The 24,993-nt window shown below is 67.9% G+C and carries 30 protein-coding genes and 1 pseudogene; 25 read left to right on the top strand and 6 right to left on the bottom strand.

Translation table 11 applies throughout. The annotated features are described in order from the left end of the window. Positions 1-26: 26 nt before the first annotated feature. The gene (locus ACEU5R_RS27735; protein ID WP_392412973.1) at positions 27-635 is read right to left on the bottom strand and encodes a glutathione S-transferase; all 609 of its coding nucleotides are present in this window, start codon (positions 633-635) and stop codon (positions 27-29) included. A gap of 157 nt (positions 636-792) precedes the next feature. Between ACEU5R_RS27735 and purB the strand changes: the two genes are divergently transcribed. Then, positions 793-2,169 (top strand): adenylosuccinate lyase, encoded by a 1,377-nt coding sequence (gene purB / locus ACEU5R_RS27740; protein WP_392412974.1) that lies wholly within the window; start codon positions 793-795, stop codon positions 2,167-2,169. A gap of 62 nt (positions 2,170-2,231) precedes the next feature. Next, positions 2,232-2,690 carry a cytochrome c gene (locus ACEU5R_RS27745; RefSeq protein ID WP_103273511.1) on the top strand — a complete coding sequence of 153 codons (459 nt, stop codon included), beginning with the start codon at positions 2,232-2,234 and terminating at the stop codon, positions 2,688-2,690. Between the two features lie 155 nt (positions 2,691-2,845). Here the strand turns inward: ACEU5R_RS27745 and ACEU5R_RS27750 are convergent, their stop codons facing one another. Together ACEU5R_RS27750 and ACEU5R_RS27755 are read right to left on the bottom strand one after the other, a co-directional pair. Further along, the gene (locus ACEU5R_RS27750; RefSeq protein ID WP_392412976.1) at positions 2,846-3,538 is read right to left on the bottom strand and encodes a cytochrome b/b6 domain-containing protein; all 693 of its coding nucleotides are present in this window, start codon (positions 3,536-3,538) and stop codon (positions 2,846-2,848) included. An 87-nt stretch (positions 3,539-3,625) separates the two neighbouring features. Beyond that, the gene (locus ACEU5R_RS27755; RefSeq protein ID WP_103273513.1) at positions 3,626-3,901 is read right to left on the bottom strand and encodes a hypothetical protein; all 276 of its coding nucleotides are present in this window, start codon (positions 3,899-3,901) and stop codon (positions 3,626-3,628) included. A gap of 26 nt (positions 3,902-3,927) precedes the next feature. On the opposite strand from ACEU5R_RS27755, the gene ACEU5R_RS27760 reads away from it, so the two are divergent. Continuing rightward, on the top strand, positions 3,928-4,560 hold the full coding sequence (locus ACEU5R_RS27760) for a hypothetical protein (RefSeq protein ID WP_392412978.1): 633 nt from the start codon (positions 3,928-3,930) through the stop codon (positions 4,558-4,560). A gap of 341 nt (positions 4,561-4,901) precedes the next feature. Here the strand turns inward: ACEU5R_RS27760 and ACEU5R_RS27765 are convergent, their stop codons facing one another. After that, a complete protein-coding gene (locus ACEU5R_RS27765) occupies positions 4,902-5,258 on the bottom strand; it encodes a hypothetical protein (RefSeq protein WP_103273514.1) in 357 nt (118 codons plus the stop codon). 130 nt (positions 5,259-5,388) lie between these two features. Between ACEU5R_RS27765 and ACEU5R_RS27770 the strand changes: the two genes are divergently transcribed. From ACEU5R_RS27770 to ACEU5R_RS27785, 4 genes are all read left to right on the top strand, one after another. Further along, positions 5,389-5,898: a GNAT family N-acetyltransferase gene (locus ACEU5R_RS27770; RefSeq protein ID WP_392412979.1), complete on the top strand. Its 510-nt coding sequence runs from the start codon at positions 5,389-5,391 to the stop codon at positions 5,896-5,898. Between the two features lie 184 nt (positions 5,899-6,082). Continuing rightward, positions 6,083-6,901 carry a DUF3053 family protein gene (locus ACEU5R_RS27775; protein ID WP_392412980.1) on the top strand — a complete coding sequence of 273 codons (819 nt, stop codon included), beginning with the start codon at positions 6,083-6,085 and terminating at the stop codon, positions 6,899-6,901. Between the two features lie 98 nt (positions 6,902-6,999). After that, on the top strand, positions 7,000-8,091 hold the full coding sequence (locus ACEU5R_RS27780; protein ID WP_103276382.1) for an AI-2E family transporter: 1,092 nt from the start codon (positions 7,000-7,002) through the stop codon (positions 8,089-8,091). A 101-nt stretch (positions 8,092-8,192) separates the two neighbouring features. Then, positions 8,193-8,414 carry a hypothetical protein gene (locus ACEU5R_RS27785; protein ID WP_212319785.1) on the top strand — a complete coding sequence of 74 codons (222 nt, stop codon included), beginning with the start codon at positions 8,193-8,195 and terminating at the stop codon, positions 8,412-8,414. Between the two features lie 94 nt (positions 8,415-8,508). On the opposite strand, the gene ACEU5R_RS27790 is transcribed toward ACEU5R_RS27785, so the two are convergent. Together ACEU5R_RS27790 and ACEU5R_RS27795 are read right to left on the bottom strand one after the other, a co-directional pair. Next, entirely contained in the window at positions 8,509-10,323 is a 1,815-nt protein-coding gene (locus tag ACEU5R_RS27790) for a DUF4153 domain-containing protein (RefSeq protein WP_392412982.1), read from the bottom strand. A gap of 4 nt (positions 10,324-10,327) precedes the next feature. Beyond that, positions 10,328-11,101, bottom strand: a complete 774-nt coding sequence (locus ACEU5R_RS27795) for a helix-turn-helix transcriptional regulator (RefSeq protein WP_392412984.1) — start codon at positions 11,099-11,101, stop codon at positions 10,328-10,330. Between the two features lie 195 nt (positions 11,102-11,296). On the opposite strand from ACEU5R_RS27795, the gene ACEU5R_RS27800 reads away from it, so the two are divergent. The 18 genes and pseudogenes from ACEU5R_RS27800 to ACEU5R_RS27885 form a co-directional block, all read left to right on the top strand. Continuing rightward, on the top strand, positions 11,297-12,139 hold the full coding sequence (locus ACEU5R_RS27800) for a replication protein (RefSeq protein WP_392412986.1): 843 nt from the start codon (positions 11,297-11,299) through the stop codon (positions 12,137-12,139). Next, on the top strand, positions 12,126-12,884 hold the full coding sequence (locus ACEU5R_RS27805) for an ATP-binding protein (RefSeq protein WP_103273519.1): 759 nt from the start codon (positions 12,126-12,128) through the stop codon (positions 12,882-12,884). The genes ACEU5R_RS27800 and ACEU5R_RS27805 overlap by 14 nt, the downstream gene beginning before the upstream one ends. Before the next feature lie 45 nt (positions 12,885-12,929). Then, complete coding sequence (locus ACEU5R_RS27810; protein ID WP_103273520.1) at positions 12,930-13,346, top strand: hypothetical protein; 417 nt, start codon at positions 12,930-12,932, stop codon at positions 13,344-13,346. Continuing rightward, positions 13,343-13,600, top strand: a complete 258-nt coding sequence (locus ACEU5R_RS27815; protein ID WP_103273521.1) for a hypothetical protein — start codon at positions 13,343-13,345, stop codon at positions 13,598-13,600. The genes ACEU5R_RS27810 and ACEU5R_RS27815 overlap by 4 nt, the downstream gene beginning before the upstream one ends. A gap of 695 nt (positions 13,601-14,295) precedes the next feature. Continuing rightward, positions 14,296-14,889, top strand: a complete 594-nt coding sequence (locus ACEU5R_RS27820) for a hypothetical protein (protein WP_392412989.1) — start codon at positions 14,296-14,298, stop codon at positions 14,887-14,889. 13 nt (positions 14,890-14,902) lie between these two features. Beyond that, complete coding sequence (locus tag ACEU5R_RS27825) at positions 14,903-16,375, top strand: DUF3383 domain-containing protein (RefSeq protein WP_103273523.1); 1,473 nt, start codon at positions 14,903-14,905, stop codon at positions 16,373-16,375. A 15-nt stretch (positions 16,376-16,390) separates the two neighbouring features. Further along, positions 16,391-16,831 carry a phage structural protein gene (locus ACEU5R_RS27830; protein WP_212319763.1) on the top strand — a complete coding sequence of 147 codons (441 nt, stop codon included), beginning with the start codon at positions 16,391-16,393 and terminating at the stop codon, positions 16,829-16,831. Between the two features lie 10 nt (positions 16,832-16,841). Beyond that, positions 16,842-17,291: a phage tail assembly chaperone gene (locus tag ACEU5R_RS27835; protein WP_103273525.1), complete on the top strand. Its 450-nt coding sequence runs from the start codon at positions 16,842-16,844 to the stop codon at positions 17,289-17,291. 29 nt (positions 17,292-17,320) lie between these two features. Continuing rightward, positions 17,321-17,476 carry a DUF6889 family protein gene (locus ACEU5R_RS27840; RefSeq protein ID WP_392413002.1) on the top strand — a complete coding sequence of 52 codons (156 nt, stop codon included), beginning with the start codon at positions 17,321-17,323 and terminating at the stop codon, positions 17,474-17,476. Next, positions 17,469-19,268, top strand: coding sequence for a phage tail protein (locus ACEU5R_RS27845; RefSeq protein WP_392412991.1), 1,800 nt, complete (start codon positions 17,469-17,471; stop codon positions 19,266-19,268). Before ACEU5R_RS27840 ends, ACEU5R_RS27845 begins: the two co-directional genes overlap by 8 nt. Then, on the top strand, positions 19,265-19,864 hold the full coding sequence (locus ACEU5R_RS27850) for a phage baseplate protein (RefSeq protein WP_392412993.1): 600 nt from the start codon (positions 19,265-19,267) through the stop codon (positions 19,862-19,864). The genes ACEU5R_RS27845 and ACEU5R_RS27850 overlap by 4 nt, the downstream gene beginning before the upstream one ends. A 9-nt stretch (positions 19,865-19,873) precedes the next feature. Then, complete coding sequence (locus ACEU5R_RS27855) at positions 19,874-20,173, top strand: phage baseplate plug protein (protein ID WP_103273528.1); 300 nt, start codon at positions 19,874-19,876, stop codon at positions 20,171-20,173. Between the two features lies 1 nt (position 20,174). Further along, positions 20,175-21,221, top strand: a complete 1,047-nt coding sequence (locus ACEU5R_RS27860) for a phage protein (RefSeq protein WP_392412996.1) — start codon at positions 20,175-20,177, stop codon at positions 21,219-21,221. Positions 21,222-21,258: 37 nt separating this feature from the next. Then, entirely contained in the window at positions 21,259-22,002 is a 744-nt protein-coding gene (locus ACEU5R_RS27865; protein ID WP_392412998.1) for a Gp138 family membrane-puncturing spike protein, read from the top strand. A gap of 8 nt (positions 22,003-22,010) precedes the next feature. Then, positions 22,011-22,364, top strand: coding sequence for a hypothetical protein (locus tag ACEU5R_RS27870; protein ID WP_103273530.1), 354 nt, complete (start codon positions 22,011-22,013; stop codon positions 22,362-22,364). Beyond that, positions 22,361-23,545: a baseplate J/gp47 family protein gene (locus ACEU5R_RS27875; RefSeq protein ID WP_392412999.1), complete on the top strand. Its 1,185-nt coding sequence runs from the start codon at positions 22,361-22,363 to the stop codon at positions 23,543-23,545. The genes ACEU5R_RS27870 and ACEU5R_RS27875 overlap by 4 nt, the downstream gene beginning before the upstream one ends. 5 nt (positions 23,546-23,550) lie before the next feature. Next, a complete protein-coding gene (locus ACEU5R_RS27880) occupies positions 23,551-24,216 on the top strand; it encodes a DUF2612 domain-containing protein (protein ID WP_392413001.1) in 666 nt (221 codons plus the stop codon). Between the two features lie 29 nt (positions 24,217-24,245). Next, positions 24,246-24,993, top strand: a pseudogene (locus tag ACEU5R_RS27885) (hypothetical protein); the annotation flags it as partial.

A 24,993-nucleotide genomic window follows, 5' to 3' on the forward strand; every position in this document is an offset into this window, starting at 1 on the left:
GAAGCGCGCAGCGCTTCGGGGGTGGGTTAAATCTGGGGTACTGTATCCACGAAGGATTGGCGCTGCGCCAGCTTGTCGTACAGGCGTGCCAGGTTGGGATGGCCGGTGCGCCAGTCCAGTTCAGCGAAGCGCAGGTCCAGATAGCCCAGCGCGCAGCCCACGGCGATGTCGGCCAGGCTGTAGTTGATGCCCATGCAGTAGGCGTTCTCGCCCAGGCTCTTGTCCATGGCGTCCAGGCTGGCGTGGATCTTGCCGTACTGGCGGTCAATCCATTCCTGGCTGCGTTGCGCCTCGGGGCGCTGCTTTTCCTTGACGATGGTGACGCAGGCGTCCAGCAGGCCGTCGGCGATGGCTTCCCAGCACTTCACGGCCGCGCGGTCGCGTCCCGGTTGCGGGATCAGGCGGGCGACGGGCGAAAGCGTGTCCACGTACTCGACGATGACGCGCGAATCGAACAGGGCGCCGCCGTCTTCCATGACCAGGCAAGGCACCTTGCCCAGGGGGTTGTACGTTTGGATCTGCGTGTCGGCGGACCAGACGTTTTCGATTTCAAGCCGGTAGTCCAGCTTTTTCTCGGCCATGACGATACGCACTTTGCGCACGTAAGGACTGGTAAGCGAGCCGATCAGTTTCATGGAGTCACAAGCGGAGTCGGAAAGCGGCCGAAGTATAGCAGGCCGCATGACGGCGGCCCGCCGCGGCCGGATGCCAGCCAGTTTGCCACAATGTGGACGCGTCCCGGATGATAAAATCGCCGGGTTTTCCCCTCTGTCGCTTTTTCCCTCACAGACCATGCAGATCGCCGACCAGCTTAGCCAACTCAACGCCCTTTCGCCATTGGATGGCCGCTACGCATCCCGGGGCGACGCGCTGCGCGGCCTGCTGTCCGAAGCCGGCTTCATGGCCCACCGCGTCGAGGTCGAGGCTGCCTGGCTGGTGGCCCTGTCCGACGCCGGCCTGCCCGAGCTGCCCGCCTTCTCCGAGGCCGCGCGCCAGCGCCTGCGTCAGCTGGTGGAAGGCTTCTCCGAGGCCGACGCCGCCCGCATCAAGGACATCGAGCGCGTCACCAACCATGACGTCAAGGCCGTCGAGTACTGGATGAAGGAAAAGGTCGCCGACGACGCCGAGCTGGCCCGCGCCGCCGAATTCATCCACTTCGCCTGCACCTCGGAAGACATCAACAATACCTCGCACGCGCTCATGCTGACCCGCGCGCGCGACCAGGTGGTGCTGCCGCGCCTGCGCGAGATCGCCGCCAAGCTCAACGAGATGGCCGTGGCCCAGGCCGACCAGCCCATGCTGTCGCGCACGCACGGCCAGCCGGCCAGCCCGACCACGCTGGGCAAGGAATTCGCCAACGTGGCCGCGCGCCTGAATCGCGCCATCGCCGCCGTCGAGGCCGTCGAGCCGCTCGCCAAGCTCAACGGCGCCACCGGCAACTACAACGCCCACCTGTCGGCCTATCCCGAGATCGACTGGCCCGCGTTCAGCCAGAAAGTGCTGGCCGGCCTGGGCCTGACCCAGAACCGCCACACCATCCAGATCGAGCCGCACGACTGGATGTCGGCGCTGTTCGACGCCGTGGTCCGCGCCAACATCATCGTGCTGGACCTGGACCGCGACATCTGGGGCTATGTGGCGCTGGGCTACTTCAAGCAGCGCCTGAAGGAAGGCGAGGTCGGCTCGTCGACCATGCCGCACAAGGTCAACCCGATCGACTTCGAGAACTCCGAAGGCAACCTGGGCCTGGCCAACGCCGTGCTGCGCCATCTGGCCGACAAGCTGCCGATCTCCCGCTGGCAGCGCGACCTGACCGACTCCACCGTGCTGCGCAACCTTGGCGTGGGCCTGGGTTACTGCCTGGTCGCCTGGGACGCCTGCATGCGCGGCCTGGGCAAGCTGGAAGTGAACGCCGCCGCCATCGACGCCGACATCGACGCCTGCTGGGAGGTCCTGGCCGAGCCGGTGCAGACCGTGATGCGCCGCTATGGCCTGCCCCAGCCCTACGAGCAGCTCAAGGCGCTGACGCGCGGCAAGGGCATCACCGAGCAGGCCCTGCGTGAATTCATCCAGGGCCTGGAACTACCCGAAGAACCCAAGGTCCGACTGCTGGCCATGACGCCGCGTTCCTATATCGGTCTGGCGGCGCAGCTGGCGCGCTCGGTCTGATCCGAGTCCGTCCGCCGCGCGCGGGGCGCGCGGCATTCTTGTTTCATTCACGGGAGATTGTTATGAAGAAGTTGTCCATGCTCGCCGCGCTGGCCTGTATGACCGTGGGCCCGCTGCTGGCCACGTCCGCCCAGGCGCAGTTCGCCAAGCCCGAGGACGCGGTCAAGTACCGCCAGTCGGCGCTTTCGCTGATGGCCTCGCACTTCGGCCGCATGACGCCGGTGATCAAGGGCCAGGCGCCCTACGATGCCGCGCAGATCAAGGCCAACGTCGAAGTCCTGAAGACCCTGTCGGCGCTGCCGTGGACGGCCTTCGGCGCGGGCACGGAAGGCGGCGACGCCCGTCCCGAGATCTGGAGCGATGCCGCCGGCTTCAAGCAGAAGCAGCAGGCCTTCCAGGACAACATCGTCAAGCTCTCGGCCGCCGCCGACGCCGGCGACCTGGACAAGCTGCGCGCCGCCTTCGGCGACGTGGGCGCGAGCTGCAAGGCTTGCCACGACTCGTACCGCAAGAAGAAGTAAGCCGTCGCGGGCCTCACGCCCGTGTCGATGCAACGCCCCCAGGCCGCGCGCCTCGGGGGTGTTTTTCATTGCGCGCCGCCCGCAATGAAAAAGCCGCCCGGATCATCCGGGCGGCTTGCTCTGCGTTTTGTATGTCGTCGTGGCGTCTGAGCGGCTCAGGAGAACGACATGTCCGCGACGATCTCAAGCGAGCGGATCCACAGCACCAATCCGGTCACCACGGCCGCCAGCAGCAGCGCGCGCAGCCAGACGGCGGCGCCATTGTCGGCCGGCGGCGTGCCGGGCGGCACGTCCCTGGCATCGGCCTTGCCGGTGATGATGGTGCGCACCAGGCGCTTGCGGCGCACCAGCGCGTACCAGGCCACGGCCAGCAGGTGCAGCGCGACCAGCCCGATGATGACCCATTCGTTGAGCTTGTGCCAGGACGTCATTGCGCCGGCAGTGGCTTCGGCGACGTGGCCGTACAGCGGCCCTTGCACCATGATGTCGTCGGAGGTGAACAGGCCGCTGACCGCCTGGAAACCCAGCACCAGCAGCAGCGCCAGCACCGACAGCGCCCCCAGCGGATTGTGCCCGGCGGGCGCGGCGGCCCCTTTCAGGTAGCGGACCACGGCCGCGGGGCCGCGCAGGAACTGGCTGAAACGCGCATAGCGCGGGCCGATGAAGCCCCAGATGAGGCGGAACAGGAGCAGGCCCAGCGTCGCGCAGCCGAAGCGTATGTGCCAGTCCATGTAGAGTCCGCCGAGCTTGACGGTGACGAACGCGCCCACGATACAGACGACCAGCGCCCAGTGGAACAGTCGGGTGGGGAGGTCCCAGATCAGGACGGCTTGGCGGTTGTTCTGCATGGTCGGATCCGCGAGAAAAAAGCTGCTGCGACTGTATCACGCGGAAAGCAGGCCGCCGCCCGGGCGGGCGGCGGTGTTCGCGCGGGCTCAGGCCGCGCGGCGGACGGACTCGATGCGATGCACGTGCTCGTGGCGGAAGCGGATGCGCTGGGCGGGCGTCTTCTGCGCCGCGCCGGCCGGCAGGACTTCCGTCGTGTAGGTCGTCATGCCGTCGATGGGCGCGTTGAAGATGACCGCGGCGCGGATCGCCGGGCCATTGGCCGGTTGCAGGTACACGATGTCGCCGATGTGGATCGGCATGTCGTCCAGCTGCGTGTGGGCCGGGCGTCGGATCAGGTCCGAGGTGGTGAAGCGAGTATTCATAGGGTGTTCTCTTTGAAGTTCTTGTTATGGAAAAAGCGGTGTCCGGCCTGGCCATGGCGCCGCGCGGATTCAATATTTCCGCGCCGTGGCGTCATAGGCCCGATCGCGACGTTTCGCGTCGGATCCCAGGACAGACACTAAGGCATTGCCATGACGCCTGTATTGCGCCGGATCATGGCGCGCAGGAGCAAGGCGGTTCGCGCGCGCCGGCGCAGTCTCCGGCGTTGCGCACCCTGAGGCGGGACGCGGCATCCGGCAATGGGCCGGCGGGCGCGTACGCGGCATGGGCGTTGCTGGGCGGCTTGGGCCGTCCCGGTTGGTCCGGGATGTACTCCCAGAATCCCCGAGGGTGGAAAACCGGACTGGCGGTTTTCCAGCGGGGCGCGGAATGCGCCGCGTTGCTGCTGTCGGGCCGGCACGACAAGGTGTCCGATCGTCGAGCGCCGTGGCGCCATGTGGCTTGCGCAAGGCTGGGCAAGGGCCGGGCCGGCAAGCGCAGGGATGTGCCGCTCAAGGCGGCGGGCGGGCCGAAAGGAACCGGTCTTGGTCCGTTCTTTTCTGGTCCGGAAGATTCCGACCCGTCGTGCTTGTTCTTCTTTCCGGCATGTCGCGGGCTTTACGCGGCATGTGGATCCGGGCCTACGCTCGTCTGCCCGTAATGGATGCAGCCGTCGCCATTGGGTTGGCTTTCGAGTGCGTTCCGGATCCGGGTTGGCTTTCCGCTGTCGTATGCGCTAAGCCACGCGCCTTTGCCATGTGCTTTTGCCATGTGCTTTTGCCATCAGCCGGCGCGTCGCAGGTTTTGCGCGGCGAGCTTTGTGCTTTGCTTTGTGCTTTGCTTGTGCCTTGGCCGCATGCCTGGGATTCAGTGCCCTGGATCCGGTCCTGCCGGTTGCCTTTTTTATTTAGAAGAACGTAGGCAACAAACCATCATATCCCAACTTTCGATGAAAATCAAGAGCTTGGGGCGAATCGCAGCGAAAGGACCGGACTCTCCCGGTCAATGCGTCGTCGGGCTCGCCTGACGCTGCGCCTCGATGATCAGGCCTTCCAGTCGCGGCGACATGCGCAGCGCCACGTGCGCGGCGGTCGAGCCGTCGGGCAGCTGCTGGGTTTCCAGGGCCAGCCCGATCGCTTCGCCGTCGAACGCCTCGGGCGCGGCCTGGATCTCGACGTAGCGCGCCAGCAACGCGTCCACCGCCTTCTGCGCGTCCGCCAGCGCTTCCTCTGACAGCCGGCCGTCGCCCAGGTACTGGTTGACCACGCGGGCCAGGTCGTTCATGAAGAACAGCAGGGCGGCCGCGCCGCGACAATCGGGCTGGGCGAAGCCCCAGTCGGAGGAAGTGTTCGAGCTCATGGGTGAATGCGGGTCGATGCGGCCGCCGGGGCCGGAAGCCGCTGATTGTAGGGGATGCGCGGCTGCCGCCGGTTGGCCCGCGCCGTCCGCGCCGGCAGGCGGCCGTGCTTTGCGGCATACTCTGTGCCCCATGACCGTCCGACCCGCTCTTCTTGCCGATATTCCCAGCCTTGCCGCCATCGAGCGCTCGGCTGCCGCGCGTTTCGCCGGCACGCCCATGCGCTGGGCCGTCGAGGGCGATACCTTGCCCGCGGATGTCCTGCGCCAGGCGCAGGCCGCCGGGCTGCTATGGGTGGCCGAGGCCGACGGCCAGCCGGGCGGGTTCGCGCTGGCCGAACCCATGGATGGGTCGTTGTTCCTGCTGGAGATGTCCGTGGCCTTGCCGCAGCAGGGGCGCGGGCTGGGCTCGGCGCTGCTGGCGGCGGTGATCGCGCACGCCCGCGATTGCGGCTACGCCTCCCTGTTGCTGACCACCGACCGCGAATTGTCCTGGAACGGGCCGTACTATCGACGCCGGGGTTTCTCCGAGCTGGAGCCCGGGCGCCATGGTCCGGGCCTGCGGGCCCGGCTGGACGAAGAGGCCGCGGCGGGCTTCGATCCCGCGCGGCGGGTGGCGATGGCGCATGACCTGCGGCCATGAGCGGCGCGGGCCTGTGTCATATCGCTTCGATGGCAACAAATTCCGCCTGCCGCCGGCGGTGGGTCGGGGCTTCGGGATAATTGGTGTCACGTAGAGTCGCAGGCGGCGCGGCAAGGCATGAAGCCATGCGCGGCCGCTGGCGGCGCGGATTGCCTGGTTCGGCATGCGGAATAGGAGGGTAGGCATGGCTTGGCTGCGTGTATGCCTGATAGGCCTGATCGCGGCGTTGGCGCTGCTGCTGGGCGCCTGCGGCAATCGCGAGCCCGAGGCGCGCGCCGCCTTCATCGCGCTGCTGCAGAGCCGCAGCGAGGCCGCCGTCGGCGGACCGGTCGCCCTGCCGTCCCTGAGCAAGGAAGAACGGCAGGCGCTGGGCGATTACGCGCAAGCCTACGGCATCATGTCGGACTACCAGGCCGAGCTGCGCAAGGCCGCGCAGCCGCTGCGCGAGGTGCTGGCCACCGAGACGCTGCGCTCGGTCGGCGATATCGTCGCGCGCCGTGACGCGCTGACGCTGGCCCGCAAGACGCTGCAGGCCAATGTCGCGGCCGTGCGCGAGGCGCGCGCGCGGGCGGACAAGGCCCGTTCCTCGCTGGAACTGCCGCCCGATCTGGCGCCCGCCTATGACGGCGTGTACGACGAATCCCTGACCGCCCCCGCCAACGAGCTGCTGGCCGCGGCCGACACGCTGGATGCCGTGGCGCGCGACGCGCTGGCTATCGCCGATTTCGTGGCGGCGAACGCTGCGGGCATCGAACTGGCCGGGCGCCAGGCGCGCGTGGCCACGCCTTCGCTGCAACAGGCGCTGAACCTGCGCCTGCAAGGCCTGAACGCGCAATCAGACGATCTGGAGCGGGCTCGGGAACAGATCCGTCGGGCGGTGGGTCCGAGCCTGACGGATCCGGCGGCGACGCCCTCGGCCGGGGCGGCGTCGACGCCTGCGACGGGTGTGGTGTCGGCGCCTGCGGCCGGGTCCGTGGCGGCGCCCGCGGCGGTTCGGCGCTAGCGCTTCCGGGCCCAACCAGACCGGACCGCCAGCGGGCGCTGCGACACCGGCTTTGTACAATGCGTTTCTCGCGGCGCCAGCCGCAACAGGGATCGACTATGAGCCAATCCTCCAGCCTGCACTACCGCGTCTTCCTGCTTCTGCTGGCCGGCGTCACCCTCGCGTTCGCCTGGCTGCTGTGGCCGTTCTACGGCGCGGTGTTCTGGGGCGCCATCCTCGCCATCATCTTCGCGCCGCTGCAGCGGCGGCTGAGCGCGCGCCTGGGCGGCCGGCGCAACATGGCGGCGCTGATCACCTTGCTGCTGGTCCTGCTGCTGGTGATCATGCCGGTCGCTTTCATCAGCGGTTCGCTGGTGCGCGAAGGCGCCAATCTCTACCAGAGCATCAAGTCCGGGCAGCTGAATTTCGGCGCCTATTTCCAGCAGGCCATGGAGGCGCTGCCGCCGTCGGTGCATGACCTCCTGGCGCGCTTCGACCTGGCGGACATCCCCAGCCTGCAGGAAAAACTCAGCGCCGGCGCGATGCAGGTCAGCCAGTTCCTGGCGACGCAGGCGCTGAGCATCGGGCAGGACACGTTCCAGTTCGTGATCAGCTTCGGCATCATGCTGTACCTGCTGTTCTTCCTGCTGCGCGACGGGCCCCGCCTGTCGGCGCGCATCAGCCGCGCCATTCCGCTGAGCGAGACCCACAAGCATCACCTGCTGCTCAAGTTCACCACCGTGGTGCGCGCGACCGTCAAGGGCAACATCGCCGTGGCCGCGTCGCAGGGTGCGTTGGGCGGGATCATGTTCTCGATCCTGGGCATCCAGGGCGCCATGCTGTGGGGCGTGATCATGGCCTTCCTGTCGCTGCTGCCGGCGGTGGGCGCGGGCCTGATCTGGGCGCCGGTGGCGATCTATTTCCTCTTGACCGGCGCGACGGTCAAGGGCGTGGTGCTGATCCTGTTCGGCGTGCTGGTCATCGGCATGGTGGACAACATCCTGCGCCCGGTCCTGGTCGGCAAGGACACCAAGATGCCGGACTACGCCGTGCTGATCTCCACGCTGGGGGGCATGGCCTTGTTCGGCCTGAACGGTTTCGTCATCGGTCCCTTGATCGCCGCCTTGTTCATGGCGTGCTGGGACCTGTTCGCGCCCGCGCCGGAAGAGCCGGCGGCGCGGCCGGCAGAGGCGCCGACCCAGCAGGAATAGCGTCTTCGAGCCGGGCCCGGCAGGCCTTGTTCCGTCTTCGCCGCGGAACCGGGCCGGCCATGGCCGCGATGGCCGGCTGCATCGATAGGGAGCGCATCGTCATGGAATGGAAACCGCAACGGTCCGGCTGGATCGAAGAGCGCAATTTCGACATCGAATTCGCCGAAACCCCCGAGGGCTATCACGTCCGCGTGCGGGTGCTGGGCTTTCCGCCGCTGGAAGACACCAGGAACGTGTACCCGAACGCCGCGCTGGCCGAGAAGGGTGCGTTGGCGCTGCTGAGCAGCCAGTTCCCCGGCACGCCGGACCTGGAAGACGCGTAGGCGTATCGCGGACCGGGGCAGGGCCGCCGCCTGCGATGCAGGCAACCCGGCCAGCCATTGAGGCCGGGCGCCGCGGCGGCGCCCCTTGCCCCTTCTAGCGCAGCTGCAGGCGGAAGTCGCCGATGATCAGGTCGCGCTCCTTGGGGGCCTCGGTGCGTATCTGGCCGTCGTTCAGCGCCCATTGCGTTTCGGTGCCGCTGGCCCGCTTTGCGCCCGGTGGCGTTTCCAGCCTGCCCAGATGCTGCCAGCCACCGTCCGTCTTGCGGCGGTACGCTTGCGGCGAACCTTGGGTGGCGTACTTGTTGTCGGCCGTGTAGACGCGCGTGAACAGGACCAGATCTTCCTGGCCGCTGCCGGACAGGTCCACGAACAGCAGCAGGCACGGCGCGTCTCGCTCGTATTGCTTGACGGTCGCGGGCGGCGTTGTGCTCGCCGTCGCGCAAGTCTGAGCCACGTAGGGATTCTGCTGCACGAGGAATTTCCACCAGCCGTCCGGCGCCTGCCGTCCGGCGGGCACGGTGTCAAAGGTGGGCGACGCGGCGATCAGGTCGGTCTTGGGTTCGTCCCAGGAGTAATACTTGCCTGTCAGCGCGCTTGCCGCCGCCTGTGCGATGCGCGGATCGCGCTTGCTGGCGGCGCCGTCGGCCAGCTGGCGCAGGGCATCGCGCCCCCAGCGGCCGTGGTCGTTGCGCATGCTGCTGTAGCGGTATTCGCGCGGTTCCAGGCGGCCGTCCAGCAGGCCCTGAAGCTGGCTTTGCGCGGCGATGCGGCGCGGGTCGGCCACGGGCGTCTGCACCAGCGCCAGCAGGACCAGCGTGGCGAAGGCGGCCACGAGGTTGGTCGTCGCCAGCGTGCCGTAGAAGCCCGCGGGCCGCAGCGCGGCCCAGGCGTAGCCCAGCGCGTACAGCGCCAGCAGGCCGCCGCAATAGAGCGCCCAGACGCGGGGAATGGTCCAGCCGTACTGCCCGACCCGCAGGCCCAGGCCGTACAGCGCCACGGCCGCCAGCGGCAGCAGGCAGAGCATGGCCAGGCGCAGCGTTCTGGACAGGCCCTGGCCGAACGGCGCGGCCCCGGGGCTGTCCTGCCAGGCTGCGTTGATCAGCTTGATCCACAGCGCGCAGAAGGCGATGAGCGCGCCGGCCGACAGCTTGACCGCCTCGAAGCCGAGCGCCATGCGCGCCGCCAGCGCGATGGTGAACGCCAGCCCCACCAGCGCCACCAGCGGCAGCAGCCAGGCGTTCAGCGTGAGCCATGAACGCCGCAACGTGTCGGCGATCTGCGGACGGCGGCGCACGCCGACCAGGCTGATGGCCAGCACGATGGGCCAGGCGGCGATGTGGAAGCGCGCGTGGCCGAGCACGTCCAGCACGGTATTGATGCCGATCATGCGGAACATCATGCCGGCGATCCACAGCAGCACGAACACGCTGATCGACAGGCAGACGGCCAGCGCCAGGTGCACCGTGTTGCGCCACGCGGCGCGGAACACCGCGGGATAATTCCATTGAGGCTGGCGCGGATCGAGTTCCTGGACCAGCGGCAGCAGCACGAAGCCGGCCGCGCCGATCAGGAAGGTGATCAGCATGGGACGCTGGCTGTCCGAGACCACGGCCAGCATGTTTTTGGCGTCCCAGCCCAGTCCGTAGGCGGCCAGCAGGGGCAGTACCAGCACATAGGCGGCAAGCGCGATCAGCCAGCGCGCGCCGCTGCGCATGCCCGACAGCAGCGCGCCGGCCAGCGGCGCGAGCCAGGCGAGCTGCAGCAGGAACACCATGGTGAAGGGCTGATCCCAGGGCCGGTAGCGGTGTATGGCGACAAAATGCAGGCCCAGGCCCAGCAGCGCGGCCAGCAGGCCATAGAACAGCACGGTCCGGTCGGCCGCGTCCAGTCGCTTCGTCGTTTGTGTCATCGGGTCAGAAATCCTCGCTGCGCCAGACCTTCAGCACGCGGCCGAAGACCTCGAAATCCATGCCTTCGGTGATGTCCCAGGCGTCGTACTTGGTGTTCTCGGACTTGGCCCGGACCACCAGGCCGGTGGCGGTGGGGATGCGCTGCAGCCGCTTGATGAAGCCTTCGCTGCCCACGCGGAAGAAATAGATCGCATCGTACTCGACCGCCTGCACGCCCCGGTCCACGATCAGGGGATCGCCGGGATTGAACATGGGGCGCATCGAGTCGCCGAAACCCGTGACGATGCACAGGTTCTTCGGGGACGAGAAGCCCCGGACGTTCTTTTGCAGCCATTCCGGGCTGACGTTCCAGCTCTGGATCACGCCGGGCTGATCGCGCAGCTCCAGACCATTGCCCATCGCGCCTCCGGTATCGAATTGGGAAATCAGGACGTTGTCGCGGACCAGCCCGCCCAGCCGCGCATGGCTGAAGGACAGCAGCCGCCCGGCCGGGACTTCCGCGGGCTCGCCCGCCAGCTCGTCGTCCCCCAGCGCGCGCCAGAGGTCGGGGTGGGGCTGGTCCATCCAGCTGTCGTGCAGGCCCAGCCCCAGCGAGATCTTGCCGGCCAGGGCGTCGCCGACGCGGCGCGGGTTCTTGTCGCGCTTGCCCTGGAAGCCCTGGAGGATCTGGTCCAGGTACTTGCGGCTGACGCCGGCCCGTTCGGCCAGGCGGTCGACGCCCCCGGCCTCCAGGACCGCGTACTTGAGGTTGTTCAGTCGTATCGAGCGGATATCCATGGTGGTAGCGATGGTAGCAACACGCTACCCAAAAGTACAGTAGCGAATCGCTATTGAAATTTCGGTAGCGAGTCGCTACCATTGATTCTACAAATGAGCTATTCGCGGCGACCGCAGTCAGCGGCGCCGAGCGCCGCGCGGGGCGGCGCTACCCAGGCGCGGGTCCACGCGTCCGATTCGCTACCAAGGAGGTATGTGATTCCCCTGAACCCCCATCCGGCGGCCGCGTCCCAGCCGCAACGGGCCGGCCATATCCGCATCCCGAACTCGCTGTACGACGCCATCACCGCGTTCCCTTTCAAGCTGACGACCCTGCGCGTGCTGCTGGCGGTACTGCGCAAGACCGAAGGCTACGGCAAACAGGAGGACGACTTGTCCGCATCCCAGCTGGCCTCGCTGTGCGGCGCGATGTCGCGCCAGCACGTCACCACGGCGCTGAACGAACTGGCGGCCCTGAACGTCATCCGCAAGCGGCCCGGCCGCTACGGCTGCGTGGTCGGCCTGAACCGGGATCCGGCGCAGTGGCGCCAGCCGGCCAGGCGCGCGGGCGTGTCCGGGACCGGCACGGGTCCGCAAGACGGACCCTTGTCCGAATCGACCGCGCCAGACCGTCCCGTTGCCGGACAGAGCGATCGTCCCGGATTCGGACAAACAACAGACAACCTTCCAACAGACAACCCAGACAACATTCCGGCGGCGAGCCCTGCTTGCGCCGGACCGGCCGCTCCGCCTCCCGTCATCGCGCTCGCGCTGAAAGACGGCTCCGAGTACGCCGTGACCGAGTCCCAGGCCGCCGAGTGGAGAGCCGCCTACCGTGAACTGAATGTGGACGCCGAGCTTCTGCGCATGCGCGCCTGGCTCGACGCGAAACCACAGAACCGCAAGACACGCCGCGGCATCGGCGCGTTCGTGGTGGGCTGGCTGAACCGGTCCCTCGAACGCCGCCAGGCCCAGGCTTCAACCACGAGGGTGAACGCGCATGCACGCTTCGAACAGCAGGACTACCGCGCCGGGGTGGCGGCCGATGGCTCGTTTTAGTTTTCCCACCGAACCCAGGACCTGCGAACGCCACGGCGATTTCCTGGACCTGAAGATGCCGGCGGGCTGGGCGGGCTGCCCGCGCTGCAACGGCGAGCGCATCGCCCGCGAAGATGCGGGCAAGGCAGCCGCGGCCACATCGGCGCACCGGCGCCAGGTGGCCGACAGCCTGCTAGGCCGCGCGGCCATTCCCGCGCGCTTCGCCGACAAGCGGCTCGACAACTTCGCGCCGCACGCCGAGGGCCCGCGGCGCGCGCTGGAACTGGCCCGCCGCTACGCCGACGGCTTCGGCGCCGAGGCCGCGAAGTCCGGCGCCAGCCTGGTGTTCTGCGGCGGCGTCGGCGCGGGCAAGACCCATCTGGCCGTGGGCATCGCCCATCGCCTCATGGAGCAGGGCCGCATCGCGGTCTTCACCTCGGTGATCAACGCCATCCGCCGGGTCAAGGACACCTACCGCCGCGACAGCGGCCAGTCCGAGGCCCAGGTGGTGGCCGGCTTCATCCGGCCTGACCTGCTGATCCTGGATGAAGTGGGCGTCCAGTTCGGCAGCGAGACCGAGAAGATGATCCTGTTCGAAATCATCAACGGCCGCTACGAGCAGCTCAAGCCCACCATCGTGATCAGCAACCTGGCCAAGGACGCGCTCACCGACTACCTGGGCGAACGCGTGGTCGACCGGTTGCGCGAAGGCGGCGGGCGCATGCTGATCTTCGACTGGCCCAGCTACCGCAGGCAGGCCGCCTAGGCGCGGCTCGCGGGGCGCAGGCAGGAAACCGGCAAGGACAACAAGATGAAGAAGGAACGCAACATGGAAAAGGAACGCAATATGGGTTATCCCCGTTGGGTCGAAGACGAGCTGTGGAACTGGTCGCGCTGGTGCTGGCTGGGCGACTGGCCGCAGCCCGATCCCAACGTCAAGTGCATCTCGGCCGAACGGGCCTACCGCGCGCCGGCCGGCCCGGACGACGAGCCGGCGCCGATCCCGGTGCACATGGACCACGCGCGCAAGGTGCAAAAGCTGTACGACTCGCTGGCGCACGTCGAGCAGCGCGTGCTGCAGGCCGAGTATCCGCGCCGCCACGAATACGCCGGCCTGACCGCGGGCGAGCGCATCACGCGCGCCTGCGACAGGCTGGACATCAGCCCGGTCTACTACAAGATCGCGCTCGGCCACATGAAGGATCAGGTGCGGAGGGCCTTCCAATGAAGTACGCGAAGGAAGTGCTGGATCTGATGTCAGCCTTTCCCGGCCGCGAGTGGCGCATGGCCGAACTGGTGCGCGACGCCTCTGGCGGCCGCGAGCTGGCGCGCCGCGAGCGCGACGCCATGCGCCAGGCCATCCTGCGCGTGCTCGAGGCGCTGCAGGATTGCGGCCAGGTGCAGCGCATCGAGTACGCGCGCAATTCGCTGACCTACGCCTGGGGCGAGGTGCGACACGAGCAAGCTTGCGCCTGCGACTGATCATGCGACAATTCCTCCGGGCCATTGCGTCTTGCGCGAGCGGCCCGCAAGCCTGAAACCAAAGCCCGCCGATGCGGGCTTTTTGTTTGATGTGTCAGGCCTGCGCTTGCTTGGACAGGCGTCATTTCCGCCGCGCTTTGATCACCGCGAACCGCTGGCGACGCCGCGCCGAGTGCGACACCCTCCACGTTGCCGATGCGACGAATGATGCGACAATACGTCCGGGCCATTGCGTCTTGCGCAAGCGGCCCGACGAACCGAACACCCACCCGCGCAAGCGGGTTTTTTTACGCCCCGGATATTCCCGCGTAGGGAATGCCGGGGCGTTTTGCTTGGCGCCGTCCAGCGGCCTGCCGCCTCGCCATTTCCTGCTCGCTCCGGGTCCCGTCTCCCCCCGGCACGCGAGCCGGCGGCTTGAGGCGGCAGCCCGGTGGGCGACAGCCGGAATCCGCCGCACACAGGCCGCACGCACATGCAACGCGGCACCGCGCTCTTCGCGCAGCAAAGCCGGCCTTCCGCCTCCAGGCAACTGGATTCCCGCCACCGGCCTTCGGGCCGGCCCAATCTTTCCGGGCGCGTCCCGCCCGTCACGCTACAGGAGTGAATCATGCCGCAGCCGCATGCACAGGCCGCGTCGCGGGCGTATCGCCGCCTTGGCCCGGCCGCCACCAGCGGTCCCCTGACGGGAGCCGCGCATGGCGAATAACTCCGCCACCGGCGGCTACCTGTTGCCTCTGCTGGTGTCTCCGCCCCTGGAAGACGCCGAACTGGAGGCCGTGTTCCAGGGCTATATCGCCGGCGTGTCCGGCCTGCCCAGCAACCTGGTTCGTACGCGCTGGCCGGCGGCCGGCGCGGAACCGCCCGCGCCCGACCAGACCTGGTGCCTCATGGACATCCGGTCACAGGCCGCGGACGCCGCTCCTGCCGTGACACACGATCCGGCCGGGGAGGGGACTGATTCCCTTGTTCGGCACGAGAGCATCGAAGTGCTGTGCTCGATGATCGGCCCGCGCGCGCTGCGCCACGCGGCGCAGCTGCGCGACGGCTCGGCCGTGCCGCAGAACCGCGAAGCCCTGCAGGCGCAGGACATGGCGGTGACCGGCGCGGGGCCCATCCAGGCCAGGCACGAACAAGTGAATCAGCAGTGGATTCGGCAGTACGACATCAGCCTGCGCTTCGCGCGCAGAGTGAAGCGCGTCTATCCGGTCCTGAATCTTCTGTCGGCGCCAGTCACGACGCATGCCGCGTCCGTGTCGTCGACGGATTTCGTCAACCACCTTGCAGATTAAGGGATCTACCACCATGGCTAATGGATTGCCGGTATCGCGCCTGATCAACGTCACGATCAACATGTCGCCGCTGGCGGCGCAGGGCGCCAACCTCAACACCGCCCTGCTGCTGGGCTCGTCCGCCGTCATCGACACGGGCGAGCGCATGCGCTCCTATGGCGGCATCGACGCCGTCGCGGCGGACTTCGGCATCACGGCGCCGGAATACCGCGCCGCGCTGCTGTACTTCCAGCAGACGCCGCAGCCGTCGCAGCTCTACATCGGCCGCTGGGCCAAAGCCGCGACCTCGGCCACCCTGCGCGGCGCCGTGCTGTCGGCCGCCGAGAAGCAGATGTCGGTCTGGACCGCCGTCAAGGCCGGCGGCTTCAAGCTGAGCGTCGACGGCGTCGAGAAGACGGCCACGGGCCTGGACTTCTCCACGGCGACCAACCTGAACGGCGTCGCCTCCATCATCGGCGCCGCGCTGGCCGGCACCACGGTGCAATGGAACGGCTCGCAGTTCGTCGTCACGTCCACCACGTCCGGCGCCAGCTCGACGCTGGGCTACGCCTCGGCGCCCGCCACCGGCACCGACGTGTCGGACATGCTGGGCCTGAGCGCCGCCAAGGCGTCCGCGCCCGTGGCCGGCATCGTTGCCGAAACGCCCGCGGCGGCCGTCTCGCTGTTCCTGGATCGTTTCGCCAACAAGTTCCTGGGCCTGACCTTCGCCGACAGCCTGACCGACGCCCAGCACCTGGCCGTGGCCGAGCTGATCGAAGCCGACCAGCGCCACCTGTACGGCGTGTCGACCCAGGCGCCGCAGGTGCTGGACCCGACCAACGCCGACGACATCGCCAGCCGCCTGAAGGCGCTGAAGTACAAGTACTCGATCGTGCAGTTCTCCAGCGCCAGCCCCTACGCGGTGGCCTCGCTGCTGGGCCGCATGCTGACGGTGAACTTCAACGCCAACAACACCACCATCACGCTGATGTACAAGCAGGAGCCCGGCATCGTCGCCGAGACCCTGAGCAGCAGCCAGGCCGACACGCTGGCGGCCAAGCGCTGCAACGTGTTCGTCAACTACGACAACGACACGGCCATCATTCAGTACGGCGTGACGCCCAGCGGCATCTTCATCGACTCGGTCTACAACGCGATCTGGTTCCGCAACCGCGTGCAGACCGACGTCTACAACCTGCTCTACACCAGCCCCACCAAGGTGCCCCAGACCGACGCCGGCAACCAGCTGATCGCCTCGGTGATCGAGGCCGCCTGCGAAGCCGCGGTCAACAACGGCTATCTGGCGCCGGGCGTGTGGAACTCGGCGGGCTTCGGCGCGCTGAAGCAGGGTGATCCGCTGTCCAAGGGCTACTACGTGTACGCCCCGGCCATCGCCACGCAGTCGCAAGCCGACCGCGAGGCACGCAAGGCCGTTCCGTTCCAGGTCGCCGCCAAGGAAGCCGGCGCCATCCACACCGTCGACGTCCTCGTCACGGTCAATCGCTAAACAGGAGCACAGCAGATGTCTACCTATTCGTTCGCTGATATCAGCGCCAGCCTCGTCGGTCCCGGCGGCGCAATCTCGCTGGGGTATGGCTCGGGCGTGGCCGACGAGGGCATCGCCATCGCCGCCAAGGCCGAGAAAAGCGCCATGACCGTGGGCGCCGACGGCGAAGTCATGCACACACTGCGCGCCGACAAGAGCGGCACCGTGACGCTGACCTACCTGAAGACCTCGCCGGTCAACGCGCAGCTGCAGGCCCTGTACGACGCTCAGTCGCTGGACAGCCGCCTGTGGGGCAAGAACCTGATCACGGTCACCAACCCGTCGACGGGCGACGTGACCACCTGCCGCTCGTGCGCGTTCAGCAAGAAGCCGGATCTGTCCTACAAGAAGGACGGCGACACGGTGAAGTGGACCTTCGACGCGGCCAAGATCGACACGATCCTCGGCATTTACTGAGCACGGCGCCATGGCATTGGAAATCGACCTGAACGGCCACCGGTATTCCATCGGAAAACTGAGCGCCAAGCAGCAGTTCCACATGTCGCGCCGCATCGCCCCGATCGTTCCCACGCTGATCCCCGTGTTCGTCCGCCTCGCGGCGGGCGGCAAGCGGATCAGCGAGGATCCGGGCGGCATGGCCGATGTGCTCCAACCCCTGGCCGATGGCCTGGCCGCGATGAAGGACGAGGACGCCGAGTACGTGCTCGACACCTGCATGCAGGCGGTGCAGCGCAAGCAGGAACACGGCTGGGCCAACATCTGGTCGGCCAGCCAGCGCGTGCCGATGTTCCAGGACATCGACCTGGCCGTCATGCTGCCGCTGGCGCTGCGCGTGATCACCGAGAACCTCGGGCCTTTTATTCAAGGGCTGCTTACCAGCCAGACCGGCAGCCCCGAGGCGACACAGGCTGGCTGAAGCGCCTGCCTGGCGGCGAGGACTGGCTGCTGGCGCCGGTCCTCGAGGGACTCTGCAAGTACGAGTCCCTCAAGGACGGCACGCTGGACCTGGCCGACATCGCGCTCCTGAACGACGCCTTGTCGGTCCAGGCAGACAACAAGGCGGAAGCGCACCGCCGCTACATGGCAGAGAAAAATGACTAGTATTTCCGTGCCCGTGGATGCGGGCGGAACCGCGACCTTCAAGATAGACAAGGGGCAGCTGGATCAGCTGATGTCGCAGCTGGGCCAGCTCAGCGACCAGGGCAAGCCGTCCCGGTCCGAGAAGCTGATGCAGGCGCTGCAGACGTTCGTGGACCGGGCCCATACCGTGGTCAGCTTCGCCGAGAGCCGCCTCGAACGCTTTGAAAACGCGTTCATGGCGGCGCGCCTGGCGGGCACATCGGGCAGGGAGCTGCGCGCGCTGGAGGCGGCCGGGCAGGAATTCGGCCTGTCGGCCGAAGCCATGCGCAATGGCGTGCAGGCGCTCTATCGCTCCGTGCGCGACGATCCCGAGGCCGCGGCAGCCCTGCGCAAGCAAGGCATCAGCACGCATGACGGCGAAGGCAATCAACGCAGCACCGCCGATCTGGCGCGAGCGCTGAGCAATGTGCTGCAGAAGCTCGATGGCAAGCAGGCGAACGAGCTGGGCAAGCAGCTCAATCTTGACGCATCCGTGATCGAGGCGCTGCGCAACCCCGCGTTCCCGGCACAGGCCGACAGCGCGTATGCCGGCCTGGAAGGCAGCAGGGTCGACGCCGCCGGCGAACGCGCTCATCGCGTGATGACTTCCGTTCGTGAGGTCGGACGCCAGCTGGACAGTGTGTTCGCGCAGGCCTTCCTGACCATGGCCGACAAGCTTGAACCATTCCTGCAGAACGTCGCCACCTGGCTGAAGGAAAACGGCACGCTGTTGGGCACACGTCTGGGCGAAGTCGGAAATTTCTTCATCTCCATCCTGTCCGGGCTGGGACCACTGATCTCCATGTTTCAGTGGTTGGACGAGGCGACCGGCGGATTCTCCACGCAACTTACGCTGGCGCTGGGCGGCCTGTTGCTGCTCGGTGGCGGCGGCGTGATCAGGGGACTGTTCAGCCTGCTGTCGTCCTTGTCGAAGGCAACCGGTTTGACCGAGTTCCTGGGGAAACAGTGGACGCGGTTGAAAGATACCCTGGGTCCGATGGCGGAGCGGGCGGGAGCCGCGATGCGTTCGGCATTCTCCCGCATGGGCAACTTCCTGCTGTCGTCGGGCAGGGCGATGGCGACGGGCATCGGTCAGATGGCCGCCAATGCCTGGGCCCGGCTAGGCACGTTCGCGACGCAGGCGGGCAGCTTCGTGGCCAATGGCCTGAGCGCCGTCGGCAGGGCGGTGGCGCAGACCGCCGAGTCGCTGTGGTCCAGGGTCACATCGTGGTTTGGACGCGCGTCGGCGTCGCTGGGAGAACTGTCCGGCCAGGCCGCGCGGGTTGGCGCCCGTGTCGGCGGCGGCGCAGCGCTGATGCTGATGCCGAGCGAACTGGGAGACGATCAGCTGGAGCTGAAGAAGCTCCAGTACCGGCGCGCCAACGGCCTGCCCCTGGACGGTTCGGCCGATCCCGATCAGGACGGTCTTGAAGGCAGCGTGATGCAGTACTACGTCAAGCCAGATGGGCCGGAACCTGCGCGCACCGCGCCCTATCCGTCGTCGCCGACGGCCGACCGACTGAGCCGCATGTTGAACCCGACCAGCATCGAACCGTGGCAAGGCTATGCGCCGGGTTTCGCGGGCACCGGCCTGCTGGGCCTGCCGGGAATGCCGCCGGCGCAACCCGGCGTCACCTCGGCAACCGTGAACGCCAACACCACCATCAACGTGCATGGCGTATCCGATCCGCTGGCTGTCGGCAGCGCCGTCGCCAACGAGCAGAACCGGGTCAACAGCGACCTGGCCCGCAATACGCGAGGAGCAATGGAGTGAACGAGCTCGACTTCCAAGGGGCCGACATGGTCGGCCTGTCGTCCAAGCGCATCGGCGACATCCTCATCCAGGCGACCACCAGCGAGTCCTACGACGACACGCTGTCCATCACCAGCCACCCGGTCGAGTCCGGCCCTTATGGCAACTCGGTGATCAGCGACCACGCCTACAAGCAGCCGCTGACCGTGACGCTGAAGTGCGGCTGGAGCAACGCTTCCTACGAGGCGCTGCTGGGCGCCAGGGCGATGGACGTGGCCAACGGCAAGGCTGCCGCCGACGACTACGCGACCGCGATCTATTCGCAGCTGCTGAGCCTGCAGGAAGCGCGCGAGCCGATCGAGGTGGTCACCAGCCGCCGGCGCTACGTGAACATGCTCATCGAGAGCCTGGGCGTCGAGCACAACCTGGCCAGCTCGGGCGCGCTGTTCGTGACCGTCAAGCTGCGCGAGGTGATCGTGGCGCAGACCCGCGTCACCTCGCTGCCGCCCTACGCGCACCAGCAGCAGAAGGAAAAGACGGCCGACAGGCAGAACCTGGGCACGAAGTCGCCCAAGCCCGTGGCCGCGCCATTCGACGGCCCGCGGGCCTCGACCTAGGAGACGACCATGAACTACTTCGAAATCCCGCTGTCGCCGATCCCGCAGGTGTTCGCCATCTCGCTGGGCGGAGAGGACTACCGGCTGACGCTGCAGTACCGCGACGGCTGGATCCTCGACGTGGCCGACGACCTGGGCAAACCGCTGGTGTCGGGCCTGCCGCTGGTGACCGGGCTGGACCTGCTGGCGCAGCATCGTCATCTGGGTTTTGCAGGCGGGCTGTGGGTCAAGGGCGCGGAATCGCCCGACGACGCGCCCACCTTCAACGACCTGGGACGCGGTTCCCATCTCTACTGGGCGGCTGAATGACATGGCCGACATACCGATGATGGAACCCGTCACCACCTACGGCGATCCGGTGGCGGACGAGGCGGGCGTGCGCCAGTGGGGCCGCAAGGTCTCGCTGATCGTGGGCGGCGAAGAGGCGCTGGACCTGTCCGAACTGAGTTTCAGCTTCGAGATCAAGCGCAACGACGCCAGCTCGCCCAACTCCGCGACCATCAAGGTGATGAACGCCAGCGCCGAAACCGCCAGCATGGTGCAGAAGGAGTTCACCCGCGTGGTGCTGCAGGCCGGCTACGAAGGCAACTACGGCGTGATCTTCCACGGCAATCTGGTGCGCGCCAAATGGGGCAAGTCCGGCGGCGTCGACACCGTGCTGAACCTGACCGCCGCCGATGGCGACCAGGCCTACAACTTCGCCGTGGTGAACACCACCCTGCCCAAGGGCGCGACCAAGGCCGACAAGCTGCGGCTGCTGTGCTCGGCCATGAACCCCTATGGGGTCAAGCAGGGCTACGCGCCCGAGCTGGACGGCAAGGCCTCGATCCGCGGCACGGTGATGTCCGGCATGGCGCGCAGCTACATGAATGATGTCTGCGGCAGCGCCAACGCGCTGTGGAGCATCCAGGACGGCAAGGTCAACGTCGTGCCGGAGACCGCCTACATGCCCGGTTCGGTGCCGGTCATCTCGCACGAGACCGGCCTGGTCGGCATGCCCGAGCAGGCCGAGAACGGCATCAAGCTGCGCATGCTGCTCAATCCCAGCATCCGCGTCGGCGGGCTGATCCACCTGGACAACAGCCGCATCGCCGAATACGGCTTCCAGGCCAAGGCGGGCGCCAAGCGCGACGGCGGCAAGAAGGCCGAGGCGGAAGTCGACCGCAGCGAGCAGCGCAAGATCAGCAGCGATGGCTACTACTACGTGATGGTGGTCGAGCATCGCGGCAACACGCGCGGCGGCGATTGGTACACGGACGTGCTGTGCGTGGCCACCGACGCGACGCTGTACCCGGGCGATCTCGGGCAGGCCGGCCCCGGCGGCGGCGATGGCAAGGCCGCCAACGTCGTCAAGTAGGCGGCGCGCGTTTCAGATGACCCAGGCAGGATGACTCATGAACCGACTTGAAAGCTTGAACGATCCGGAAGCCAGCTTGCGCGCCGGTATGCGCGGCGCGCTGGCCGAAACCTGGACCGCCATGCCGGCCCTGATCGTGGACTTCGATCCGGTGGCGATGACGTGCTCGGCGCAGCCCGCGATCCGCGCGCGCGTCACGGCGCCCTCGGGCGGCCAGCAGCACGTGCCGCTGCCGCTGTTGCTCGATTGCCCCGTCTACTTTCCGTCGGGCGGCAATTGCACGCTGACCTTTCCGGTCAAGCCCGGCGACGAATGCCTGGTGGTGTTCGCCTCGCGCTGCATCGACGCATGGTGGCAGTCGGGCGGGGTGCAGGACCAGGCGGAAATGCGCATGCACGACCTGTCCGACGGCTTCGTCTTCGTGGGGGTGCGCTCGCAGCCGCGCGTGCTGCCGTCGGTCAACACCGGCGCCACCGAGCTGCGCAGCGATGACGGCTCGACCTTTCTGCGGCTGGATCCTGCCAGCCAGAAGGTGAAGATCGTGGCGCCAGGCGGTTTCGAGGTCGTGGCGCCGGTGTCCGAGTTCTCGGATCAGGTGCTGGTCAAGGGGCTACTCAGCTACGTCGCCGGCCTGGTCGGCAGCGGCGGCCAGGGCAGCGCCGCGCGCATCACCGGCGCGCTCAACGTGATCGGCCAGATCGTCGCCAACGGCAAGCGGGTCGACGACACCCATACCCATACCGCGCAAGGCGCCAACGCGGCCACCACGCCGCCCAACTGAGGACACCTATGCGTTACCGAAAACTCGACGCCGACGGGGACTACTCGTTCGGCGCACGGCAGGCCGACTTTTTCCGGGACTCCCCGGACACCGTCGCGCAGGCCGTCAAGACGCGGCTGATGCTATTGCGCGGCGAGTGGTTCCTGGACTCGACCGAGGGCATGCCCTGGCAGGGCGAGGTGCTGGGCAAGCAGCCCCGCGCCAGCTACGACTGGGCCATCCGCCAGCGCATGCTGGGCACGCCCGGCGTGACCGGCATCAGCGACTACGCCAGTCGCCTCGATCCGCAAAGCCGCGGCCTGAGCGTCACGGCAACCCTTACAACCCTTTATGGCTTGGCCATCGTGCAGGCGGCTCTATGACGATACTCTCTACCGCTCCGGTGATCGACGCCGCGGGCATACGCGCGCCGAGCTACGGCGAAGTGCTGCAATACTTCAAGGACCAGTACCGCAACATCTACGGCGCGGACACCTACCTGGAGGCCGACAGCCAGGACGGCCAGCTGCTGGCCGTGTTCGCGATGGCGATCCACGACGCCAACACCGCGGCCGTCCAGGTCTACAACGCCTTCTCGCCGGCCACGGCCTCGGGCGCGGCGCTGTCCAGCAACGTCAAGATCAACGGCCTGGCGCGCGGCGTGGCCACGCGCTCGTCGGTCGATCTGCGCATCGTGGGGCAGGGCGGCACCACCATCGCCGGCGGCGTGGCGCTGGACGGCGATCGCGTGCAGTGGGAGCTGCCCGCCAGCGTCACCATCCCGCCGGCCGGCGAGATAACGGTCACCGCGCTGTGCCGCCAGGTCGGCGCCGTGGCCGCCGCGCCGGGCTCCATCACGCGCATCGGCACGCCCACGCTGGGCTGGCAGTCCGTGACCAACCCCGCCGCCGCCACGCCCGGCGCGCCCGTCGAAAGCGACGCGGCGCTGCGGGTCCGGCAAGCCGTGTCGGTGGCGCTGCCGTCGCGCACCGTGCTGGAAGGCACGGTCGGCGCGGTGGCGTCCGTGCCGGGCGTGCTGCGGCACGTCGCCTACGAGAACGACACGGCCGTCGCGGACGCCAATGGCCTGCCGCCGCACAGCATCGCGCTGGTGGTGGACGGCGGCGACGCCGGGCTGATCGCCAGCGCCATCGCCGCCAAGAAGACGCCCGGCACCGGCACGCATGGTTCGACAACCGTGGTGGTCACCGACATCTACGGCATCGCGCATCCGATCCGCTTCTTCCGGCCCGTTCGCGTGCCGGTGTCCGCCGAGATCCAGATGCGCGCGCTGGCCGGCTACACCACGGCCACGGGCCAGGCGGTGCAGCGGGCGGTGGCGGACTACATCAATGGCGTGGCCATCGGCGGCGGCGCCAGCGCGTCCGTGGAATGGGCCGACGCCATCTCGGCAGCCAATGGCGTGCCGGGCAGTGGCACCTTCAAGATCACCGGCCTGGCGCTGCGCCGGTCGTCCGGCAACGGCGCGCCCGACGTGGCGCTCGCCTTCAACGAGGCGGCGTCGACCACGCCCGACGCGGTCAAGATCACGGTGAGCGGGTGAGCGACATGGCCAATGCTGACGAATATCTCGGGCTGCTGTCGGCCTACCACCGTCCGCGGCCCAGGTTCGGCGCCACCGTGGCGGCGGTCTGCGGCGCGGCGGCTGCCGTGCGCGACCTGTACGCGGGCATGCCGGACGCCTTCGACCTGGACCTGGCCGTCGGCGCGCAGCTGGACACCGTGGGCCGCTGGATCGGGCTGGGACGTCGCGTCGCCACGCCGATCTCCGGCGTGTACTTCGCGCTGGACATCGAGGGGCTGGGCATGGACCAGGGCGTCTGGCAGGGGCCCTTCGATCCGGACAACGGCCTGACCGTGCTGGACGACGACACCTACCGGCTGCTGCTGCGGGCCAAGATCGGCGCCAACCACTGGGACGGCACGCTGGAAACCTCGGCCGCCATCCTGAACCAGATCTTCCAGGGCGGCACCCATGTGCTGATCGAGGACAACGGCGACATGTCGGTGGACATCGGCGTGGCCGGCGCGCCGCCTTCGGCGCTGTTCCTGGCCCTGCTGACCGGCGGCTACATCCCGCTCAAGCCCGAAGGCGTGCGTATCAAGTACTACGTGCTTCCCTCGGGCGAGGGGCCGCTGTTCGGTTTTGACGTGCAGAACCAATACATCTCGGGGTTCGACAACGGACTCTGGGGATCGCTGTTCGCCGGTTGAATTCGCCGGTTCAATAAGGAAAACACTCCGTGGCTATCAATCAAATCCTTCCCTTCGGCACCGCCGCCGGCGCCAACGTGCTCGCACCCGCCGACTATCAGGCCCTGGCCAGCCGCAATGCCGGCTTCTCGGCCGGCACCGCCAAGTCCAAAGAACTGAACACCGTCTGGCGCCAGGCGTCCTTCGTGGCCGCCATGCTCGGCCAGTACATCGCCGACAAGAGCGGCCAGGACGTGCTGGACAACGGCGACCTGGCGGCGCTGCAGGCCAAGTTCGTGGCCGCCCTGGCCGCCTCGCCGGCCTTCACCGGCACGCCCACCGCGCCCACGCCCGCCGCCGGCGACAAGAGCGGCAAGCTCGCCACCACGGCTTTCGTGGCCGGCAACTTCCCGCGCGTGTGCTCGATCGGCGCGCTGCCGACGCAGGACATCGGCCCCATCATCGTGGCCGAATGCTCCGAGGTCTGGACCTGGGTATCCACCCAGTACTACACCGGCTACCGCTCCCCGCTCTGCGGCCGTCCGGTGGACGGCCACACCGTCACCCCGCTGGCCAGCGAAGTCGACGCGGTCGGCGGCGAGCTGAGCAAGACCGACTATGCGCGTCTGTGGGGGTATGCGCGCGAGAACAATCTGGTGGTGTCCGATGCGGTCTGGACCGCGAACCGTGGCGCGCATTACTTCGCGGATGTCAGCGGGACGACGTTCCGGGTGCCGGATTTGCGGAATATGTTCCGGCGGTATACGGGGACTGACGCTGACACTGCAAATGCGAGAG

This window comes from Achromobacter sp. 413638, from assembly GCF_043119405.1.
Lineage (GTDB): Bacteria > Pseudomonadota > Gammaproteobacteria > Burkholderiales > Burkholderiaceae_B > Achromobacter.

What these genes read in the sequence shown, in the direction of transcription:
- ACEU5R_RS27775 (WP_392412980.1), top strand. Translation starts at nt 6,083, where the DNA reads ATGGCTTGGCTGCGTGTATGCCTGATAGGCCTGATCGCGGCGTTGGCG.
- ACEU5R_RS27880 (WP_392413001.1), top strand. Translation starts at nt 23,551, where the DNA reads ATGGCCAATGCTGACGAATATCTCGGGCTGCTGTCGGCCTACCACCGT.
- ACEU5R_RS27765 (WP_103273514.1), bottom strand. Translation starts at nt 5,258, where the DNA reads ATGAGCTCGAACACTTCCTCCGACTGGGGCTTCGCCCAGCCCGATTGT.
- ACEU5R_RS27815 (WP_103273521.1), top strand. Translation starts at nt 13,343, where the DNA reads ATGAAGTACGCGAAGGAAGTGCTGGATCTGATGTCAGCCTTTCCCGGC.
- ACEU5R_RS27835 (WP_103273525.1), top strand. Translation starts at nt 16,842, where the DNA reads ATGGCATTGGAAATCGACCTGAACGGCCACCGGTATTCCATCGGAAAA.
- ACEU5R_RS27750 (WP_392412976.1), bottom strand. Translation starts at nt 3,538, where the DNA reads ATGCAGAACAACCGCCAAGCCGTCCTGATCTGGGACCTCCCCACCCGA.
- ACEU5R_RS27790 (WP_392412982.1), bottom strand. Translation starts at nt 10,323, where the DNA reads ATGACACAAACGACGAAGCGACTGGACGCGGCCGACCGGACCGTGCTG.
- ACEU5R_RS27805 (WP_103273519.1), top strand. Translation starts at nt 12,126, where the DNA reads ATGGCTCGTTTTAGTTTTCCCACCGAACCCAGGACCTGCGAACGCCAC.
- ACEU5R_RS27795 (WP_392412984.1), bottom strand. Translation starts at nt 11,101, where the DNA reads ATGGATATCCGCTCGATACGACTGAACAACCTCAAGTACGCGGTCCTG.
- ACEU5R_RS27785 (WP_212319785.1), top strand. Translation starts at nt 8,193, where the DNA reads ATGGAATGGAAACCGCAACGGTCCGGCTGGATCGAAGAGCGCAATTTC.
- ACEU5R_RS27755 (WP_103273513.1), bottom strand. Translation starts at nt 3,901, where the DNA reads ATGAATACTCGCTTCACCACCTCGGACCTGATCCGACGCCCGGCCCAC.
- purB (WP_392412974.1), top strand. Translation starts at nt 793, where the DNA reads ATGCAGATCGCCGACCAGCTTAGCCAACTCAACGCCCTTTCGCCATTG.
- ACEU5R_RS27780 (WP_103276382.1), top strand. Translation starts at nt 7,000, where the DNA reads ATGAGCCAATCCTCCAGCCTGCACTACCGCGTCTTCCTGCTTCTGCTG.
- ACEU5R_RS27855 (WP_103273528.1), top strand. Translation starts at nt 19,874, where the DNA reads ATGAACTACTTCGAAATCCCGCTGTCGCCGATCCCGCAGGTGTTCGCC.
- ACEU5R_RS27825 (WP_103273523.1), top strand. Translation starts at nt 14,903, where the DNA reads ATGGCTAATGGATTGCCGGTATCGCGCCTGATCAACGTCACGATCAAC.
- ACEU5R_RS27820 (WP_392412989.1), top strand. Translation starts at nt 14,296, where the DNA reads ATGGCGAATAACTCCGCCACCGGCGGCTACCTGTTGCCTCTGCTGGTG.
- ACEU5R_RS27845 (WP_392412991.1), top strand. Translation starts at nt 17,469, where the DNA reads ATGACTAGTATTTCCGTGCCCGTGGATGCGGGCGGAACCGCGACCTTC.
- ACEU5R_RS27770 (WP_392412979.1), top strand. Translation starts at nt 5,389, where the DNA reads ATGACCGTCCGACCCGCTCTTCTTGCCGATATTCCCAGCCTTGCCGCC.
- ACEU5R_RS27865 (WP_392412998.1), top strand. Translation starts at nt 21,259, where the DNA reads ATGAACCGACTTGAAAGCTTGAACGATCCGGAAGCCAGCTTGCGCGCC.
- ACEU5R_RS27870 (WP_103273530.1), top strand. Translation starts at nt 22,011, where the DNA reads ATGCGTTACCGAAAACTCGACGCCGACGGGGACTACTCGTTCGGCGCA.
- ACEU5R_RS27745 (WP_103273511.1), top strand. Translation starts at nt 2,232, where the DNA reads ATGAAGAAGTTGTCCATGCTCGCCGCGCTGGCCTGTATGACCGTGGGC.
- ACEU5R_RS27810 (WP_103273520.1), top strand. Translation starts at nt 12,930, where the DNA reads ATGAAGAAGGAACGCAACATGGAAAAGGAACGCAATATGGGTTATCCC.
- ACEU5R_RS27830 (WP_212319763.1), top strand. Translation starts at nt 16,391, where the DNA reads ATGTCTACCTATTCGTTCGCTGATATCAGCGCCAGCCTCGTCGGTCCC.
- ACEU5R_RS27875 (WP_392412999.1), top strand. Translation starts at nt 22,361, where the DNA reads ATGACGATACTCTCTACCGCTCCGGTGATCGACGCCGCGGGCATACGC.
- ACEU5R_RS27760 (WP_392412978.1), top strand. Translation starts at nt 3,928, where the DNA reads ATGGAAAAAGCGGTGTCCGGCCTGGCCATGGCGCCGCGCGGATTCAAT.
- ACEU5R_RS27860 (WP_392412996.1), top strand. Translation starts at nt 20,175, where the DNA reads ATGGCCGACATACCGATGATGGAACCCGTCACCACCTACGGCGATCCG.
- ACEU5R_RS27735 (WP_392412973.1), bottom strand. Translation starts at nt 635, where the DNA reads ATGAAACTGATCGGCTCGCTTACCAGTCCTTACGTGCGCAAAGTGCGT.